Raw genomic sequence first — 17,780 nt, forward strand, 5'->3', positions numbered from 1 at the left:
CCTATGAACGAAAAAAAACCTGTCGATAATCAGGCGTAAATACCTGGAAATCGGCTCACAAAAAAGAACAGCCCATCGAATGGGCCGTTCTTATATCAAGCGTTACTGGTGTGACGTATCGCTTCAATCCGCTTTTTCCAAGTAACGTCTCTGTGGTGAGCGTAAAGCCCTCGATAACGGCATCTTCGTCAACCTCGATCATAATGCAGCGTCTGCCTTGAAAGCTCACCTGTTTAATATACCTTAGATCCTGTGGACTGATTGTAATCGTGGCTGCCTTGGTATCGATCTTGATCGATCTTGATCGATTTCGCCCTACCTGCTCTTGTTAATCTCCACCCCAAATTACATTTACTTCAACGTGATTCCAAATCCTGCGTTCGGCGCGCCGGCAAATACAACCGCTCCGTTGTTCGGCAGCTGTACTTTGTTGTTTCCGCTCAAATAGCTAAAGTTGATGCACGTTCCTTCTTCATCATATACAGCGAATGAACTTTTCGCGGGCAGCGTCACGGTCATCGTTTTCCCTGCTGCCTTTTGCGGGATCGTAAACCATTTCGCATGCCCACTTGCTTGCAGCGTAACTTTGGACGATTGGCCTGCAAAGAGCGGTTTTACATTGGACTCGTTCATGAATAGCATTTCGGCCTCTTCAAAGTATTCATGGCCGCCTTCTGTATAGAAGCGGGCTTCACTTGTATCGCGGCCTGCCAACACGGGGATCTGGATCTGATGCGCCGCTGTGTTCGGACCTGTTATTTTTTTACCCTCCCAATAGCCAGGAAAATCTTTCTCACGAGCAATCTGGTTTATAGGGAGAGAGAAATACATCATAGAGTTGAATTTTTCGTTCACAAGATAGTACTTGACGCCTTCCCGCTTCTTCCAAGCAGAGGCGGTTTCCTTGAAGAGCTTGTTATCTGCTAACTTCTCAGCTATATACTCAGACATCGCATCTTGACCCAATCCTGGCTCCGTGCGATATGAATTCCTCTTCAAGTAGGTGCGTCCATTCTTCTCGGTGACAAAGCTGAGCTTGGATGTACCCTCTTTGTTGACAAAACTTCCATCCGCAGTGTACACATATTTCTCCTCTGGATCGGTGGCTAAGAACAATTCCCCATTTTTCGAAATGTTTAGTTTGAATTGGCTGCTGCTGTCGCCGTAATATCCTACTTGCTTCATTACCTCTTGCGGCATCTTGGCTTTAACAGGTTTGCCAAATGATTTGCCAGGCTTGACGGCCTTGATGACGCCCTTTTCATTAAGCGCCGTTAGCAGCAATTCATTTGCCAGCAATCGATTTGTAGAGCTATGGCCACCGGAGGACAACACAGCCGCTGCCATGTTCTGTTCAGGAAGCACGACGATTGCAGCATGCTGCAATAACGTGTCGCCGGTTTTAGCCAAGCCTTTGATCCCATATTCGTTGAACGGATATAACTTCACACTATCCCAGCCGAGACCATAATTGAACATGCTATCTGCATCCCCCGGCCACATTCCTTTTTTATATTCCTCTTGCTCCATCGCTTTGACTGCCTTGGCTGAAAGAATCCCTTCGGTCTCTCCCATAAATAATTGAGAGAATCGCACCATATCTTCTGCCGTAGAAGAGATACCCCCTGTACCAATCATATTCTGCGACTCATTCGGAAGCTGTCCTTGATATGTAGGAAAATAAAGCCCTGCCCGCTTGATGTTTTCATCTGGGTCATGCGAGGTCTTCGTATGATTTAACTGCAACGGCTGTGTAAAATAGTGATGTACAAAAGCGGTAAAGCTCATGCCACTAACTCTTTCCACCACAGCCTCAGCCAGCGCAAAGCCGTCGTTGCAATACACAGAGAACGCGCCTGGGTCAGCTTTTAAGGTCTGGCCGGATAATCGCTGCAACAGTGTATCATGTTCATAGGTATTCTTATCCTCGAATAAAAGATCATTGCTGTAAGTAGAACCTTGCAGGCCGGAGGAATGGTTCAATAGCATCCTCGATGTAATCTGTTTGTAGCGTTCATCCTTCATCTTAAAACCAGGGATGTATTGCGTGATCGGCGTATCTAAATCGATTTCACCTTCATCCACTAGCTTCATCACAGCAGCCGTCGTATACATTTTACTGACCGATCCAATGCCGTATACCGTATCTTTGGAAAGCGGATCTTTTCCTTGCATGTCGTTTTTACCGGTCTGACCGGACAATATCATGTTCCCATGATCAATCAGCGCATACTGCACGCTGTATACCCCATAGGACTTCGTCAGGAGTCCCGCTTTCTCCGCCGCAATCTTCGTAAGTCCTGGCTGACTTGCTACTACTGAAGTCTTATTGCTTGGAGCCGCTGTCGCCCCTGTTGGTAGAATCATAGGGAGTGCCAATGTAGCGGCTAGCACCCATGCAAGTTTATTTTTCACGTAATGTCTTCCTCTCTCAAACTAGGTGTATGTTCAACAGATCCTAGTTTAGTTTTTTTATGATCTGGGCGAAATTGTCTATAGTCTAGTTTTTGGACTGGGCTAAAGTCCAGGGCAGTCGGTGTAAAAAACCAGGAATAAAAATATGGAAATGATCGTTCGCGAGCCTTGTACAGGTGGTAGCCCAATCATTGAATAATTCAATGATTGGCTTCAGACGCCTATCTCCCAATCAAGCAATTTCCAAATTGATAAATGAATATGAAATAACATTTTGGAAACAAGACCACCTGCAGCTATGCTATAATATTCGCAAAAATTCCCCAAACCTTTCTATCCAGGAGATATTCCTTATGCGATCGAAAGTTATCAAACCTATTGGACTGCTAAATGTAAATAAAGAAGCTCCAAAATTTTCAGTATCCCTTCACTCCCCCTCCGCCGATCTAGCTCATTTTATCGAACATTACTGGGTCGTCCGCTGGGATCTTCGCGAGCAAGAACCGCATCTTCAGGAAAACCTGCCTCATCCCTCTGTTCATCTTGTGTTTGAAAAAGACAACTCCCGAGTTGTAGGAGTCATAAAAGGGAGATTTTCCATTCTCCTTCAGGAGCAAGGTGCTGTCTTCGGCGTTAAATTCAAGCCCGGAGCCTATTATCCTTTTCTGAAAAGTCCCGTTTCAGCAATAACGAACCGTACGGTACCCTTTGCGGAAGTCTTCGGAATGAGCAGTCAAGCGCTGGAGTACAAGCTTTTTGCTCAGGAAACGCCGGAACAGATGATTCCTCATGCTGAACTTTTTATTCGGGAATGGCTGCCTGAGCTGAATATCCATGTCGATTTTATCAATTCGATCATCCAATGTGTCATCTCCGACAGAAGCATCGTCAAAGTTGAGGATATTGTAAACCGCTTTTCCATTCCAATGAGACAGCTTCAACTGTTATTCCGCCAGTATGTGGGGATCAGTCCCAAATGGATCATTCAACGCTATCGGCTTCATGAAGCGGTAGAAAAAATGACCAACCGGGATGTTCCCGATTGGTCAAAACTTGCTTTGGATCTTGGCTATTACGATCAAGCCCATTTCATTAAAGATTTCAAATCCATTATTGGAAAATCTCCGGAAGAATACATCAAGCTGCTGGGTGAATAAATCCTGGTTAGTTCCATTAAAGCGGATGTTTGTATAACTCTATCACATTGCCGTCGGGATCCCGTAAATGGACAACTCTCGCATTCCATGCCTTTCGATCATGCGGCTCGTTAAGGAATAATGCCTCTTTACTCTTCAAACTGGCGTAAAACTCATCGACTTGATCGACCTCAAAGCTGAGTAAAAACTTCGATTGCGACTCCACGTCGGCCGGAAGATTTTTCTCACCAATCACTTCCGATATTTGATGACGGGAAAAGATTTCGATTTGGGTTTCGCCGGTATGAAATGAAGCGAACTGCATCTCCTCAGCGTAAAATCTCAAACTCCATCACGTCTCTGTAGAACGCCACGCTCTTATGAATATCGCCCGTTATCAATCTAATTTGCGACAGCTTCATTATTTCACAGCCTCTCACTTCAGATTGAGGAATAAACCGATATTACAAGGTTATCCTCTGCCCAATGTAACAAAATCACGAAAGACCGTATTGTAAAAACACGAAAACTTCCCGCGAACCCATCCCATTATAACATTCTCTCAATAGAGGCCCCTGGCTAACCTTCGACAAAGGCTTCATTTTCATACATCAGAAGAAGATCCCACAACGGTCAACAGCAACGTTTACATTCGGGTACGGCATATAAGTAAAAATTCCAGTCTAGGCATCCGTAACCGTAACATTTCCATGTCTTGGTTGATCAACAATACTGTATGTCAACGGCGCCTTTTTCGGTCACTTGAACCGTATAAAACAATCAATCAACCAACCTAAAAGTCAATGGAGGTTCAACAACCTCTTTCCCTGCCCAATCACCCCACAAATCGGATCCCGCTAATGCGATCATCATAGCTGGTTCGCTTATAGAATACCTATCTGAAATAACAATACCCTCCGAAACGTATTCCGGAAGGCAGCACCTTTTAATAGATAGGCAGGTTCAACTCGGTTTTAAATAAAGACTTACTGGATGTCGAATCGTATCGTTAATACGAAGGAAAGCCAGCCTTTCCCTATGGCGGTTAGGGCAGCGCAACGGAAATGATCATATCTGACCTTCCGAATTTTAGGCTATTACCTTGGCTTTATGCTTCTGGCAAATCTAGCAGCCCTTCGAATATGTTCTTCTTAATCGTCTCAACATCACTGACGGAGGTGAGCGGAATGCTCTTACCAATGGCTTGCTGAAGTCCCCAGTATTTTTTGAAGGACTTATCCCTCGTCTTGCTCCTCCAAATCCCATCATCATATGTAATCTCAAAATGATTCTCCAACCGATAGGGATCTTGAAAAAGCCAATGATCCGAGACGGCGGGTACCCGCTCCCACAGGGACAGATCATATTGAAACCGTGACAGCGCAATCTCCGGGTATCCGTCTTGTCCTTCTAAATCGATCTCAACCACAAATACAGACCCTTCCTTTAGATCGGACACGTGATCATTCCCGACTGAAGCTCCGTCCATTTGATAGATTTTAATAAAATCACTAAGCAGCCATGCTTCCTCATAGCTGTCGGACTTCCATCTCAGAAATTTGGGTCCAAGCGGAACAAACCCCAGCTCTTTGCCGACCATATCCATTTCACCCATGAGCAATGTCAAATTTTTATACGTTGTGCGGAGCACTTCGACAGCGCGGCTGATATTTTCCCCGCGTTCATTTATTGTAGACATAGTTATCCTCCTGAATCGCCATGTTTGTCGGCCAATGGATTTGTAGTTTCGCTCCTGATTTTTCATTAAATATGTTGGATTGTCAACAGTAAATCAGACAACTTTTTTAAGGGCTTCTTGGCGATACTGAACAGGAGTCATATAACCTAATGTCCCATGAATACGATGCTTGTTGAACCAATTAACGTAATCGTATAATTCCAGTTCCAGATGACGAAGACTTTGGAAGTTCATCCTTCCAGTCTAGGACGCGTCCATACCAATGGATTCCGGTTTCCCCTGCCTTAGCAAACCTCCCCTTGGATTGGTATAGCGCAATATACTCGATCTGGGTCAATATTTTATGATCCGATATATTCTCGAGCGGGATATGGTAGAAACCTTGCCGAAGCGTTACTTCAAGCTGAGCTACTTCCCTAAGCGAACCTACCAACACATTTTTGCCGGACATTTGGTTCTGGAAGTAAGCTTTCGTCCCTCGTGGTCTGGTCGAGCGCTCGTACGCTTTTTCCGGACTATCCATAATAATCTCATCCAAAAAAGCTTCCATAAGCTCGGTCGAGCCCGGCAGAAATGGAAAAGCCCCCACATTCACAAGCTCAATGCTTTTATAAAAACGATGCTCTCTGAACTTCTCCTCGTCGTGATAAGGGAACAGAACATAAGCCCCGAACATGCTTCGCTCTAGCTCTTGGTCCTGTCCATCCTCGTAAACAATTGCATCCCGGTACCGGTGCATCGTATTGATATCATCTTCCTCCGGACCTGGCTGCTTGTACTTGGCATTATAAGGAGTTCCTTCGTATGTGGGATTGATTCGGTATTTGGCATCAAAAATATATTTATACTCCACCGCCGATTCATTCTTTTTCAAAGTGAGCACATTATCCGGCTTCTGCCCGAGCGTCGCACTGCGATCGCCTCTAGGTAACGAGTTATAGTACAGCGTAAAAACTTCCCCATTACTTGGGTTGCGGTATACCATTCGCGCCTTCTGCGATTTATCCAGCGTCACGAATACACCCGTCCGATTCACCCTGATGATATCTTGTTTAATTAGTTCATATTTGCGGCTAAGCAAGTCATGGATCTTCAAGAAACACCAATACTCATATAGCTGCGCCAAATCCTTCATGGATAGACGGAACAAATCGCTTTGGATCGATAATCCCTTCATCAGCATCAAATAGTTACGATACACTTCCCGGTATCCCGGCGCCATTTGCAAGACTATGGATACGGACAGTTGCTTCATCTCGCCTACATTCAGAAAATCCAATCGCAGCAGCCGCTGCAGCTGTGTTTGCATAAAGTTCAACCGCTTCAGGAGAAGCGGGTCTTGCAAGCGATTTTTATCCAATAGCTTGGCTTTCAGCTGATTGAGCTTCGTAGACACACGCTGCAACACCCACCGTACAAAACGATTTTCCAGCGTATCATACTGAATGCGCTGCTTCGTTTCTAAAGCGTGGCTAGGCGATAACGTTTGCCCATTCGCATGAATGAATCCAACCTTCTCGTCTGGAGCAAGCAAATGAGGTCTTTTCGTTAAGTAGGCCATATTTTCTTTCCCTGTCTTCTTAACACGCGCTGCCTCGACGACTCTCATTTCCTTTTCTAGCTTGTAATGGGGAGAGGACTTGATCCTCTCTACGGCCTGAACGAGCTGGTCGAACACATGCTGTAAAATTGTAAAAAACTCCGTAAGACTCTGATTCCGTGTTTCCTTCAGGCCTGTTAAATGATAGGTTTTACGCAAAAAATCAAAAGACAAATTATAGATTTGCTGATTCACATCATTCAAAATCATCTGGTAATCTTGTTTGTAATCCATTTTGGATGGAAAAATCTCGAGCTGAAGCTGAAAAATAACATAGCCGTTCAATCTCAGCTCCAGATCGGTAAGTCCCACCTCATTCTGAAAATTCAATATACCGGATAAAATGGCCTGACCCAGTGGTTTAATAGATCCACGAAGATTAATATTTTCATGATGAAACGTGATTGGTAATGGCTGCTTTTTCTCGATGACAAGCTCATAAGACTGCGTCTCAAAAAACAAAGGATAGCTCTTCTCGCCTGTCTGCCATGGAATCAGCTCACCTAATTCAGGTGAAAACAAGGAGACCTTTTCAATAACGCATTCATCGGAAAGCGATGGGATGTGTAGACTTGTATCGATCCAATCCCCCTCATTCGTCCGATGAAGCTGCATCGATTCAACCGTTGGGTGGTATGGCTTTCCCTGGATATAGAGGTTGAACAGGTTCGTTTCTACGCGCAATAGCTCCACGCTCTGATTAGGAGAGCCAGTATGAGGTAAATCCATCTTCCTCTAACCTCCGCAGCATAAAGGCTATTTTACGAGCGCTTTGTGGATGTTTCGCCTTAGCTTCTTCCTGGTTATCGTTCCATTTGGCATACAGCTCCGACGCGTCCTCCAGCAGCTCCGCAACCGGTAACGTTCTGCCTAATGCGCCTTGCATCAATTGCAAAAGAACCCGCTTCACGGACATACTACTGCCTTGCACACGAGGAAGGATTTTCTGAAGCAACTGCAAATCAAACGCCTCGTCGTCCGTAAGCAACTCGAAGCGCTTGTTATATACCATATAAAAACAGATCGAATCTCTAATCCGAAAACCGACGTGGGAATGAACCTCCTCAAGAATATGATTGATTCTCACCAATTTCTCCGTTGCCGAATGAACCAAATCGGTGTATTCCTGATACACGTCCACCAACTGCAAATAGTCACTTCGTAAAAAGTGGTTATGTACTGGCAGTGTGGTTACCTTTTCGGAGCTCGTAAGACTAGGATATTGCTGCAAATCAATATAGTTAAACTCAATCGTGTTGGCTCGATCCAGCACCTTTTTGCTAAAAGGATGGGTCGTCTCGTCCATATTCACTGTTCCAATGAGGTACACGTTATCTGGCAAGTACAAATCTCCAAGCGTCCCGGACGAAAAGCACCGGACAGATCCTGGGACCCGGTGAACGGAGCGGGAGCGATCCTTCGGATTTGCTAGGGTACAAGGACGGCGAAAGTATCGCTGAAAACGCGATCAATCTGGCAGGAAGCGGAGCGGCTTTTCCAAGCTTACCTGCGCATTCCCGGGAACTGCAGGCTTCAACCGTCGTCGGTTTAGCGATTTCAAGCTGAACCGTAAGATCTTGCAGCGTCGCTGAGTCTCCAATCGATCCGATCAGTGACGGAATGTCGAGCTGCTGGAGAGGTAATCGATAGGTGGCGTCCTTGGTCCGGACTTCCACGATGGCTTGCTGTTGTGCCAGGTAAGCACGGTGCGGCTCGTCGAGAATGCTGCTGCCCGAGGTGAATTCACCCTTATCGTCCCTCCGGTAAACTTTACGGTGAGGGGGATCTATGGCACCACGGAGAAGGAAGTAACCAAGTTCGACAACTACGTGGAGAGAATGATCGCACTTCCGGATGGCACGGATTCCAGTCAAGCTACGACGGCCGTCGTTATAGAGCCGGATGGTACTGTCCGTCATGTACCTACTCGGATTGTGACGCTTCATGGCAAGGCCTACGCCAAAGTATTCAGTCTATCGAACAGCACCTATGCCGTCATTCGGCATCCGATCACCTTCAATGACGTAATAGCGCAATGGGCCAAGGATGCTGTGGACGACTTGGGCTCGCGCATGGTGGTGAGCGGTGACGTCAATTCCCTGTTCCATCCTGATCACGACATCACCCGCGCAGAGTTTGCAGCGATACTCGTTCAGGGCTTGGGGCTGAAGGCGGACAACGCCGCGGAATCTCTTTTCCCGGATGTGAAGCCGGATGCATGGTATAGCGGAGCTGTGCCTACAGCTCATACTTATCATCTGATCAACGGCTTCGGGGACGGAACCTTCCGCCCTGCCGACAACATTACGCGGGAGCAGGCGATGGCGATCATCGCGAACGCGATGAATCTGACCGGGTTGAAGGATCAGCTTCTTTCTTCTCAAGCGGAGGATGAACTGCTCAAGTCTTTCGTGGATGAGAATAACATAAGTGTCTGGGCAAGAGACGGCATTGCCGCTGCCATACAAGCAGGAATCGTCTCCGGCCGCGGTGGCAAGGAGCTTGCTCCGAAAGCGTTCATTACACGAGCAGAAGCCGCCGTGATGGTACAGAAACTGCTTCGAGAATCCCAGCTAATTGAATAAAGCGAGTTGAACTTAGGCTCGTCTGAAAGGCATTGCAATCCCTTCCAGAGCTGCGACTTCATACTTGAAAATCCTTGTGTATTAAGGGCTCGGGTTAATGCAAAATGCTCATATAAAAAAGTACCCATAGCTCGGACACCTATCTTTATAAGTGTCAGTCTATGGGTACCTGTTTAATTAGGGTCATCCTCTTTCAATTCTATTCATCGCATGACTTCCTGCCTCACGCTTCAGACAGACCACTCAAGCACCACGTAATCAGATTAAACCGGACTTTTGCAATAACCTCTCGATCATCGTCGCAACCTCGGCTCGGGTAACGGGTGCCTTTGGAGCTAGCATCGTGTCGGTTCTTCCCGATATCAGCCCTGCCTGAATACTGATAGCAATGCTGATTTGGGCCCATGGGGAAGCATCGACCGCATCCGTGTAGGAACGCAATACTTCTTCCGTTGAGTTTGTGGTCATTTGGGGCTTGAGACCTGATGTCTCCATCGCTTTAGCAAGCATGACCATCGCCTGCTCTCGTGTGATGTTGTCGGTCGGATGGAAAGTCCGATCTTCATAACCGTTAATCAGGTGATAAGCATAGGCGGTTTGAACCGCTCTGTTATACCAATCCCCCTCTTTCACGTCCGTAAATGCGCTTGATGCATGTTCCGGATGGAGTCCCAGTCCCCGGGTGAGAATCGCCGCAAATTCCGCTCGCGTAATATTCCGGTCAGGATCGAAGTTTCCTTCTCCCGTACCATCGATGACCATCCGCGCACCCATATGATCGATAGCGTTTTGCGCCCAATGATTCACGGTGTCTCGAAATACGACCGGATGCCATACCACCGCATAAGTACCACTGGTCAGGCTGTTCATGACAGCGTAGGAGTTGCCCTCATTGGCTATGACTTTGGTCGGCACATGCCGAACCGAACCGTCGGGGTCGATGATTACGCCGGTCAGTATCTTACCTTGGACCGCTGCGCTGTCAGGAATGGCGATAGAATGTTTCACATAAGTAGCGAAGCGCGATATTTCATGAACGGTACCGGCATACACTGCTTGAATCTTAAAGCTCATTGGCGAAGAGACAAGTATTAAAGATTCCTTGGCTGCCGCGTCCTGCACTTTTCGCATCAGATCCGCAGTCGGAGTGGCCAACTTGATTTGGATCTTCATGTCTTGCAGAACAGAAGACTTGCCAATCTGGGTAGCAATGGAATCCAGGTCAAGCTGTTCTGCCAATAACCCGTAGGCTGCTTTATTGGTTTGTATGTCAAGAATGGTCCGCTTACCTTTCATAATTTGAAGCATTGAACCATTCAACTCGGTGATCACCACATCAGAGTTTGAATTTACGTGGACCTGAACTCGTGCGTTATTCCCTTCTGCTGCAAGTCTCGCCTCCAATTTTTTTGGATCTAAGACCACCGTGGTCACCGTTTGACCGTTTACGGTGGATGTCGTCGCCGTTCCAATTTTTTCGGCCTTGCCATTTATCAAAACTTCAAAACCCTTGTTGGTAGAACCAGGATCGTTCGGGGTAGGAATGCTTGGCGCAGGACTGCTAGTGCCAGGGACTGTGCTGCCGCCCGGATCGCTCGTCGATGCTTCCCTTGGTGTGACCGCGTTGGAAACAACGGAAGGTTCACCAACTCCAATATCGTTCACGGCCTTCACGGTAAAGGTATAGCTTGTTCCATTGCTTAGTCCCTTGATCGTTATCGGATTCGTCGTTCCTGTCTGGACCAAGCCGCCCGGAGATGCCTTAACTTCATAGCTTGTAATAACGCTGCCGCCATTGTCGGCGGGGGCTCGGAAAACAATCGTCGCTTCTCCATCCCCTGCGACGGCGGACACTTGTGTTGGCGCTCCCGGAACCGTTTGTACCGTCAGCGTCGCGCCGTTTGATACCGCGTTAGGCACTGCCGCCCCGCCGACGATAACCCGATACATATATCCGTTCATTCCCGCCGTTGCCTCGGTAATCGTCAATGTTGAGGTTGTCGCTCCGCTGTACGGCGCGCCATTAGAGATATTCGTAAATCCTGCGCCTTGATCCACCTGCCATTGATAGCCAGTTGCATTGCTTGCCGTGACGGAGAATGTTGTGTCTCCTCCGGCTGCAATGGTGCTGTTGCTCGGCTGGCCGGTAATCGAAGGCGGAGTATTCACCGTCAGCGTCGCGCCGTTTGATACCGCGTTAGGCACTGCCGCCCCGCCGACGATAACCCGATACATATATCCGTTCATTCCCGCCGTTGCCTCGGTAATCGTCAATGTTGAGGTTGTCGCTCCGCTGTACGGCGCGCCATTAGAGATATTCGTAAATCCTGCGCCTTGATCCACCTGCCATTGATAGCCAGTTGCATTGCTTGCCGTGACGGAGAATGTTGTGTCTCCTCCGGCTGCAATGGTGCTGTTGCTCGGCTGGCCGGTAATCGAAGGCGGAGTATTCACCGTCAGCGCCGCGCCGTTTGATACCGCGTTAGGCACTGCCGCCCCACTGGCAATGACCCGATATATGTAGCCGTTCATGTCTGCCGTGGCTCCGGTAATCGTCAATGTTGAGGTTGTCGCTCCGCTGTACGGCGCGCCATTAGAGATATTCGTAAATCCTGCGCCTTGATCCACCTGCCATTGATAGCCAGTTGCATTGCTTGCCGTGACGGAGAATGTTGTGTCTCCTCCGGCTGCAATGGTGCTGTTGCTCGGCTGGCCGGTAATCGAAGGCGGAGTATTCACCGTCAGCGCCGCGCCGTTTGATACCGCGTTAGGCACTGCCGCCCCACTGGCAATGACCCGATATATGTAGCCGTTCATGTCTGCCGTGGCTCCGGTAATCGTCAATGTTGAGGTTGTCGCTCCGCTGTACGGCGCGCCATTAGAGATATTCGTAAACCCTGCTCCTTGATCCACCTGCCATTGATAGCCGGTCGCATTGCTTGCCGTGACGGAGAATGTTGTGCTTCCTCCGGCTGCAATGGTGCTGTTGCTCGGTTGGCCGGTAATTGAAGGCGGAGTATTCACCGTAAGCGTCGCGCCGTTCGATACTGCGTTAGGCACTGCCGCCCCACTGGCAATGACCCGATATATGTAGCCGTTCATGTCCGCCGTGGCTCCGGTAATCGTCAATGTTGAGGTCGTCGCTCCGCTGTATGGCGCGCCATTAGAGATATTCGTAAACCCTGCTCCTTGATCCACCTGCCATTGATAGCCGGTCGCATTGCTTGCCGTGACGGAGAATGTTGTGCTTCCTCCGGCTGCAATGGTGCTGTTGCTCGGTTGGCCGGTAATTGAAGGCGGAGTATTCACCGTAAGCGTCGCGCCGTTCGATACTGCGTTAGGCGCTGCCGCTCCGTTGACGACGACCCGGTACATGTAACCGTTCATGCCTGCAGTGGCTCCGGTAATCGTCAAAGTTGGGGTTGTCGCTCCGCTGTACGGCGCGCCATTAGAGATATTCGTAAATCCTGCTCCTGTGTTCACCTGCCATTGATATCCGGTCGCATTCGACGCCGTCACAGAGAAGTTCGCGTTGCCGCCAGCTGCAATTGTTGCGTTGCTCGGTTGGCCGGTGATCGACGGCGGAGTATTCACCGTAAGCGTCGCGCCGTTCGATACTGCGTTAGGCGCTGCCGCTCCGTTGACGACGACCCGGTACATGTAACCGTTCATGCCTGCAGTGGCTCCGGTAATCGTCAAAGTTGGGGTTGTCGCTCCGCTGTACGGCGCACCATTAGAGATATTCGTAAATCCTGCTCCTGTGTTCACCTGCCATTGATATCCGGTCGCATTCGACGCCGTCACAGAGAAGTTCGCGTTGCCGCCGGCTGCAATTGTTGCGTTGCTCGGTTGGCCGGTGATCGACGGCGCGATAGCGATCATTGGGCTTCCGATTTGGATATCGTTGAGGGCAATCCACATATTTCCTGGAATCTGAGGTGTAATGCGCACCTCGTCTACATTTTGAAATATGGATGCTGTCAACCCGTTGCTTTGCGTAAACGTATTCTCCCAGCCGTTCACAGTGGTATCCAAATTCACTGATCCAATAGGAACGCTATTATCGTATCCAGTTACCGTAATCGGTCCACCCCCATAATCGGCAACAAAAAAGGATTGAAAATCAAAGTTGATCTCAGAATCACTGCTCTTAATAGTAATCAAACTAGATGAAGCTTTATCACCATAACTTGCAGCAATACCAGATTTTATATAAGGCTGCTCGTAACTCCAACCAAATCCATCGTTGCTTATGATTTGCAGCGTCATGCCCGGAATTGGAGATGAGCCCCCTTGACCTGCAGTAACCGTGTCTCCGCTAATGTCACCTCCTGTCGTGAACGTGACTGTTCCGAGAGTCGCCGCCTTCACAGGGGATGTCGGAAAATACGAAAAAACAATGATGAGCACCAGGATGGCGAATGTCATCTCACGCTTGAACAATCTCCTAAATGAATGCATCTAATTTCCTCCGATTCTGTAAATTTTCATTTGTGTATCGTTGTGATGTCTCTCTATGATTTTTTTATTCAAATAACTATATCGAAATACAGATTTCCTGTTAGCCCAAATACAGGCACACCGCCTCACCTCTTCTAGAAATAGGAATTTTTTTAATCTTATCACACAAAAACGAAATTTTTGTCATTATTTTTGTACCAAGTTCACCTCTATGGATCTTCTACAAGGTTTCATAGTCCAGCGTTGTTAACGGGACTTACGTACTTATTAAAATTCAGTATATTAGTGTGTTCCCAGAAGGCATCCGTTCCTATAGTTTGGATAAGCGTCAGTTTTTCTCTAACCTGTGTATAATGCACGCTGCAATAGAGTTGTAGTGGCATTAGTTTGAGCTATTCAGTACCCTGACGAAGCCACTACAGTGTTATTGAACTGCAAGAACAATAATATTGTGTATCATAATGGCCAAGAGAACATAGCTATCCAACTTAGAAATCATCCTCAGTATAGAAGTAGATAAAATGCAGATTGAATATACTTATAATTTACTCCAAACATCAATTAGAAAAGGCCTCCAGCATTTTGTGCCGGAAGCCCTTCTTCATGTCTAGTTGAACTGGTTAGATCTCTCCACTTGCTATATTCAGCAGGACCGTGACCCCCCTCAGCCCTGGTAGCAGCTTCTTAGGGGACGAACCGGTTACTGTTTTTTCCCTGCATTATACCGGCCCACATCACGAATGCAGCGCTGCCTTTGGCCCAAGCTGGAATTTCGTTGTCATCAGCGAAGCCTGCTTCAATATTGTCCTCGCTGATACGGCCTACTGCATTTGTAAGGGTTACGGCCATCTCAGCTCGTGTGATGGTTGCATTCGGACGGAAAGTACCGTCTTCATAACCCTTCATCATACCCAGCTGAACCACCTGCGCGACCGCATGTTGTGCCCAAGTGCCGATGCTGGCTGAATCTATAAAAGTCAGTGCGGTTTTCTTTGATCCTGCCGCCCTCTACCCTAATCCAGATCTTCTTCGCTTCATCATAATAAAATACAGCCGCCGTTTGATCGCTTTTCAAACTTACCGGATCGAAAGTAAAAGTTAACGTGACCGGTTTATTGAAGTTTTCCGGGAAGTTTTTCATAAGCTCAAATATCGGGCTGACAATAACCTCTCTATTCGTTAGAAGCAGTTGCGTATTCAGTACCTTTTCGATCGTTAATTTCAGTTCTTGGTTTGTCGCGCCAGCTGGAATCGAGATCATGACCGCATCTCCTAAACGAACCTCACTCGTTTTACCTGGTAGAATCGTAAATTACCATCCGTCGAGATGAGCTGCAGACGCTGGCACCGTAACGACGCGGAATTGGTGATTCCTTCTCCCGCATCGGTGTCAGTGTTGCCGCCTCACGCCGTTTCCACGAACTCCACCTGTGGCGAATCGCAGCCGTACAGCTCGAACACGACGATCTCGTTGCTGCCTTCGCGCAGCAGCGGAGCCGGCACGTACAGCGTCTCCTCGCGGATTCTGCACCGGTTCTCCTCGTCCAGCTTGGCCGACGCCTTCTTCACCGCTTCGAAAATCGGATCGATGCCCTCCGTTTTCAAAATATAGTTATCCGCGCTCTTGCGCAGCGCTTCATGCACGTATTCGAATTCGCTGTATCCGGTCAGAAAAATGACCCGGCAATGCGGCCAATAGTAGGTAATTTCGTCCACCAGCTGCAGTCCGCTTTTATGAGGCATGCGGATGTCGCTGACCAGAATGTCGAGCTTCATCTTCTTTGCCGTCTCCAGCGCTTCCTTGGCGGAATACGCCTTGCATACGTCAAGCTCAAACTCCGTATTTTCCTGAAAAAGCTGAACCAGGCCGTTCACGATTACCGGCTCGTCGTCTACGATTAACAGTCGATACATGGTTACGCCTCCTCTTTATCTTCAAGCATAATGATCAGGTCCACTCTCAGGCCGCCGTAGGCGCTTTTGGATACAAGCACTCCGCTGTCCGGACCGTATTTCAGCTGCAGGCGGTTATTCACGTTCACGAGCCCCGTATTCTCGATCAGCTTCGAGTCCATCGCCAGCTTATCGCGCAGCCGCTCGATCACGTCATCCTGCGCCAAATTCCCGTTATCCTCCACGGTCACCCGCAGCCGGCCATCCCGGTATTCGGTGCCGATATAGATCATGCCTGCCATCATGCCATCCTCGAAAGCATGCTCGAACACATTCTCGACGATCGGCTGGATGATAAGCCGCGGCACGGTCAGGGACGGCGGAACGTCGGCCATGGCCTCGTATTCGTACGCGATGCGGTTCGAGAACCGGATGCACTGAATGTCGCAGTAATCGAGCGCATGGCGGTATTCCTTATAAAGCGGCACCTCGTCCGCACCGCTCCGCGTAATGTACTGGTAATAGCTTCCCAACTTCTGCGAGAGCTCGGCCGCGCTGTCGGCGTCGCCGACCTTGCACATCATGTAGATGTTGAAAAAGCTGTTGTACAAAAAATGCGGGTTGATCTGCGATTGCAGCTGCTTCAGCTGGGAATGCTGCAGGGCGATCTTTTGCTCATAGTTCTCCTCGATGGAGCCTTTCAGCTTTTGCGCCATATTGTTGAAGCTGTTGAACACGTAATGGAATTCATCCTTCGTCTTGGAATCGATGACGATGTTCAAATTGTCGGTCTCGATCATGTGGAACGCCTTGACCAGCTTCGACAGTGGCCGGTGAATCATCAGGTTGACCGAAAACGAATACAGCACCATCACAATAACGGCTATGATAAACAGCGTATAGAACCAGGTAATAAAATGGCTCAAGGGACGCGTGATTTCATTCTGGTTTACGTACATCAGCAGAGACAGATGCAGCGAGCTGACCTGGTTCGGTATGATAAAATAGCTCACTCCGTTCAGCTTGCGGATTTCGGACGCGTCCGCATCCTGCACGTCGGGCTCCGACGTCAGGCTGAGCATCCGGTTCGACTCCTTCATATCCTTCGCTGTCGTCAGCACTGTGCCGAGCTCCTTGCTGCCGAGCAGCACCTCGGATTGCGGGTATAGTGCGGCGATTTCCTGCAGCGCTTCGAGCAGCTTGGGCCTGGAAATTTCGATATAGGACCAAATGCCGCCGTTGTTCTCCGTTTCGATCAGGAAGATACGGCTGCCGCTCCGGTAAAACGAAGGCTTGGGCTTCTCCGCCATCAAAGACGAAATCAGCTTCATTTCCGCGTTGGGCGTATTGGTGACGCCGGTATCGGTAGAAATGGTTTTGCCGACCGCCTCGACATACACGCCGGCATTCACCACGTAATCGCTGGATACGGTGAGGGTCGACAGCCTGTCCCTAACTTGGTCGATCAGCTGAACCTCCTCGTAATTTCCAAGCAAACCTCCCCGGAAGCCGAGCTTCTGAAGGTCTTTGTCGTTCAGCAGCTGAAGCTGCAAGTTCCGGATGAAAAACATTTCCTTGTCGAGCTGTTTGGAATAAAAAGACGCGCCTGCCAATGAGGAATTCAGGATGGCATGCTTGGTGATGGACATCCCCTTGTAATTCAGCCAGATGTTCATCGATAGGAGAGGAAGCATAAACAAGATGAACACGATCACGATTTTTTGGTATACGTACCATTTGGATGACTTGCCTACCGCCTGCAGCTTCATGTCTTACCCCCGTTAGTCGTTTCATGTTCCGCTACCTCTAGTATAGTTTGAATGGAAGAAAGGGAAAGCCCCTTCCTGAACAAAAAAAGAACCGTCCCGATGGAAGATTCCTTGTGCCTATGAAAAACGCCTGCCATGCGGGATCTTGCTCCCATGCCCATTCAGATCCTTGGACGAAACCGAGAGAACTCATGAACTCTTACGGGTAAAAATGCGGGAAAG

14 protein-coding genes and 2 pseudogenes are annotated in these 17,780 nt (G+C 48.4%); 2 read left to right on the forward strand and 14 right to left on the reverse strand.

Annotated elements, in window-relative coordinates; genetic code table 11:
- Positions 1-142 precede the first annotated feature (142 nt).
- Positions 143-304 (reverse strand): annotated as a pseudogene (locus tag E6W40_RS27500) (DUF4317 family protein); the annotation flags it as partial.
- Between the two features lie 47 nt (positions 305-351).
- The gene (locus E6W40_RS27505) at positions 352-2,415 is read right to left on the reverse strand and encodes a serine hydrolase domain-containing protein (RefSeq protein ID WP_136608765.1); all 2,064 of its coding nucleotides are present in this window, start codon (positions 2,413-2,415) and stop codon (positions 352-354) included.
- Between the two features lie 353 nt (positions 2,416-2,768).
- On the opposite strand from E6W40_RS27505, the gene E6W40_RS27510 reads away from it, so the two are divergent.
- Positions 2,769-3,572 carry a helix-turn-helix domain-containing protein gene (locus E6W40_RS27510; RefSeq protein WP_136608766.1) on the forward strand — a complete coding sequence of 268 codons (804 nt, stop codon included), beginning with the start codon at positions 2,769-2,771 and terminating at the stop codon, positions 3,570-3,572.
- 16 nt (positions 3,573-3,588) lie between these two features.
- Here E6W40_RS27510 and E6W40_RS27515 read toward each other — a convergent pair whose 3' ends face one another.
- From E6W40_RS27515 to E6W40_RS27540, 7 genes and pseudogenes are all read right to left on the reverse strand, one after another.
- Positions 3,589-3,897 carry a VOC family protein gene (locus E6W40_RS27515; RefSeq protein WP_246073218.1) on the reverse strand — a complete coding sequence of 103 codons (309 nt, stop codon included), beginning with the start codon at positions 3,895-3,897 and terminating at the stop codon, positions 3,589-3,591.
- The gene (locus tag E6W40_RS30580) at positions 3,881-3,973 is read right to left on the reverse strand and encodes a VOC family protein (protein WP_425464964.1); all 93 of its coding nucleotides are present in this window, start codon (positions 3,971-3,973) and stop codon (positions 3,881-3,883) included. The genes E6W40_RS27515 and E6W40_RS30580 overlap by 17 nt, the downstream gene beginning before the upstream one ends.
- A 686-nt stretch (positions 3,974-4,659) precedes the next feature.
- The gene (locus tag E6W40_RS27520) at positions 4,660-5,250 is read right to left on the reverse strand and encodes a hypothetical protein (RefSeq protein WP_136608767.1); all 591 of its coding nucleotides are present in this window, start codon (positions 5,248-5,250) and stop codon (positions 4,660-4,662) included.
- Between the two features lie 93 nt (positions 5,251-5,343).
- Positions 5,344-5,478, reverse strand: a pseudogene (locus E6W40_RS27525) (IS3 family transposase); the annotation flags it as partial.
- Positions 5,432-7,579 carry a restriction endonuclease-like protein gene (locus E6W40_RS27530; protein WP_246073219.1) on the reverse strand — a complete coding sequence of 716 codons (2,148 nt, stop codon included), beginning with the start codon at positions 7,577-7,579 and terminating at the stop codon, positions 5,432-5,434. The gene E6W40_RS27530 and the pseudogene E6W40_RS27525, both read right to left, overlap by 47 nt.
- Positions 7,551-8,192, reverse strand: a complete 642-nt coding sequence (locus E6W40_RS27535; RefSeq protein WP_246073220.1) for a hypothetical protein — start codon at positions 8,190-8,192, stop codon at positions 7,551-7,553. Before E6W40_RS27535 ends, E6W40_RS27530 begins: the two co-directional genes overlap by 29 nt.
- Positions 8,182-8,526 (reverse strand): hypothetical protein, encoded by a 345-nt coding sequence (locus tag E6W40_RS27540; RefSeq protein ID WP_136608768.1) that lies wholly within the window; start codon positions 8,524-8,526, stop codon positions 8,182-8,184. The genes E6W40_RS27535 and E6W40_RS27540 overlap by 11 nt, the downstream gene beginning before the upstream one ends.
- Before the next feature lie 12 nt (positions 8,527-8,538).
- Here E6W40_RS27540 and E6W40_RS27545 point away from each other — a divergent pair, with 12 nt between their 5' ends.
- A complete protein-coding gene (locus E6W40_RS27545) occupies positions 8,539-9,435 on the forward strand; it encodes an S-layer homology domain-containing protein (protein ID WP_168929079.1) in 897 nt (298 codons plus the stop codon).
- A gap of 258 nt (positions 9,436-9,693) precedes the next feature.
- Here E6W40_RS27545 and E6W40_RS27550 read toward each other — a convergent pair whose 3' ends face one another.
- The 5 genes from E6W40_RS27550 to E6W40_RS27570 all read right to left on the reverse strand — a co-directional run bounded on the left by E6W40_RS27550 (position 9,694) and on the right by E6W40_RS27570 (position 17,558).
- Entirely contained in the window at positions 9,694-13,896 is a 4,203-nt protein-coding gene (locus tag E6W40_RS27550) for an S-layer homology domain-containing protein (protein WP_136608770.1), read from the reverse strand.
- A gap of 684 nt (positions 13,897-14,580) precedes the next feature.
- Entirely contained in the window at positions 14,581-14,820 is a 240-nt protein-coding gene (locus tag E6W40_RS27555; RefSeq protein ID WP_246073221.1) for an S-layer homology domain-containing protein, read from the reverse strand.
- Complete coding sequence (locus tag E6W40_RS27560) at positions 14,789-15,157, reverse strand: hypothetical protein (RefSeq protein WP_136608772.1); 369 nt, start codon at positions 15,155-15,157, stop codon at positions 14,789-14,791. The genes E6W40_RS27555 and E6W40_RS27560 overlap by 32 nt, the downstream gene beginning before the upstream one ends.
- Before the next feature lie 143 nt (positions 15,158-15,300).
- Entirely contained in the window at positions 15,301-15,810 is a 510-nt protein-coding gene (locus E6W40_RS27565) for a response regulator (protein WP_246073222.1), read from the reverse strand.
- 2 nt (positions 15,811-15,812) lie between these two features.
- Positions 15,813-17,558 carry a sensor histidine kinase gene (locus E6W40_RS27570; RefSeq protein WP_136608773.1) on the reverse strand — a complete coding sequence of 582 codons (1,746 nt, stop codon included), beginning with the start codon at positions 17,556-17,558 and terminating at the stop codon, positions 15,813-15,815.
- Positions 17,559-17,780 lie beyond the last annotated feature (222 nt).

The sequence above is a fragment of the Paenibacillus dokdonensis genome (genome assembly GCF_004916975.1).
Taxonomy (GTDB): Bacteria; Bacillota; Bacilli; order Paenibacillales; family Paenibacillaceae; genus Paenibacillus_AQ; species Paenibacillus_AQ dokdonensis.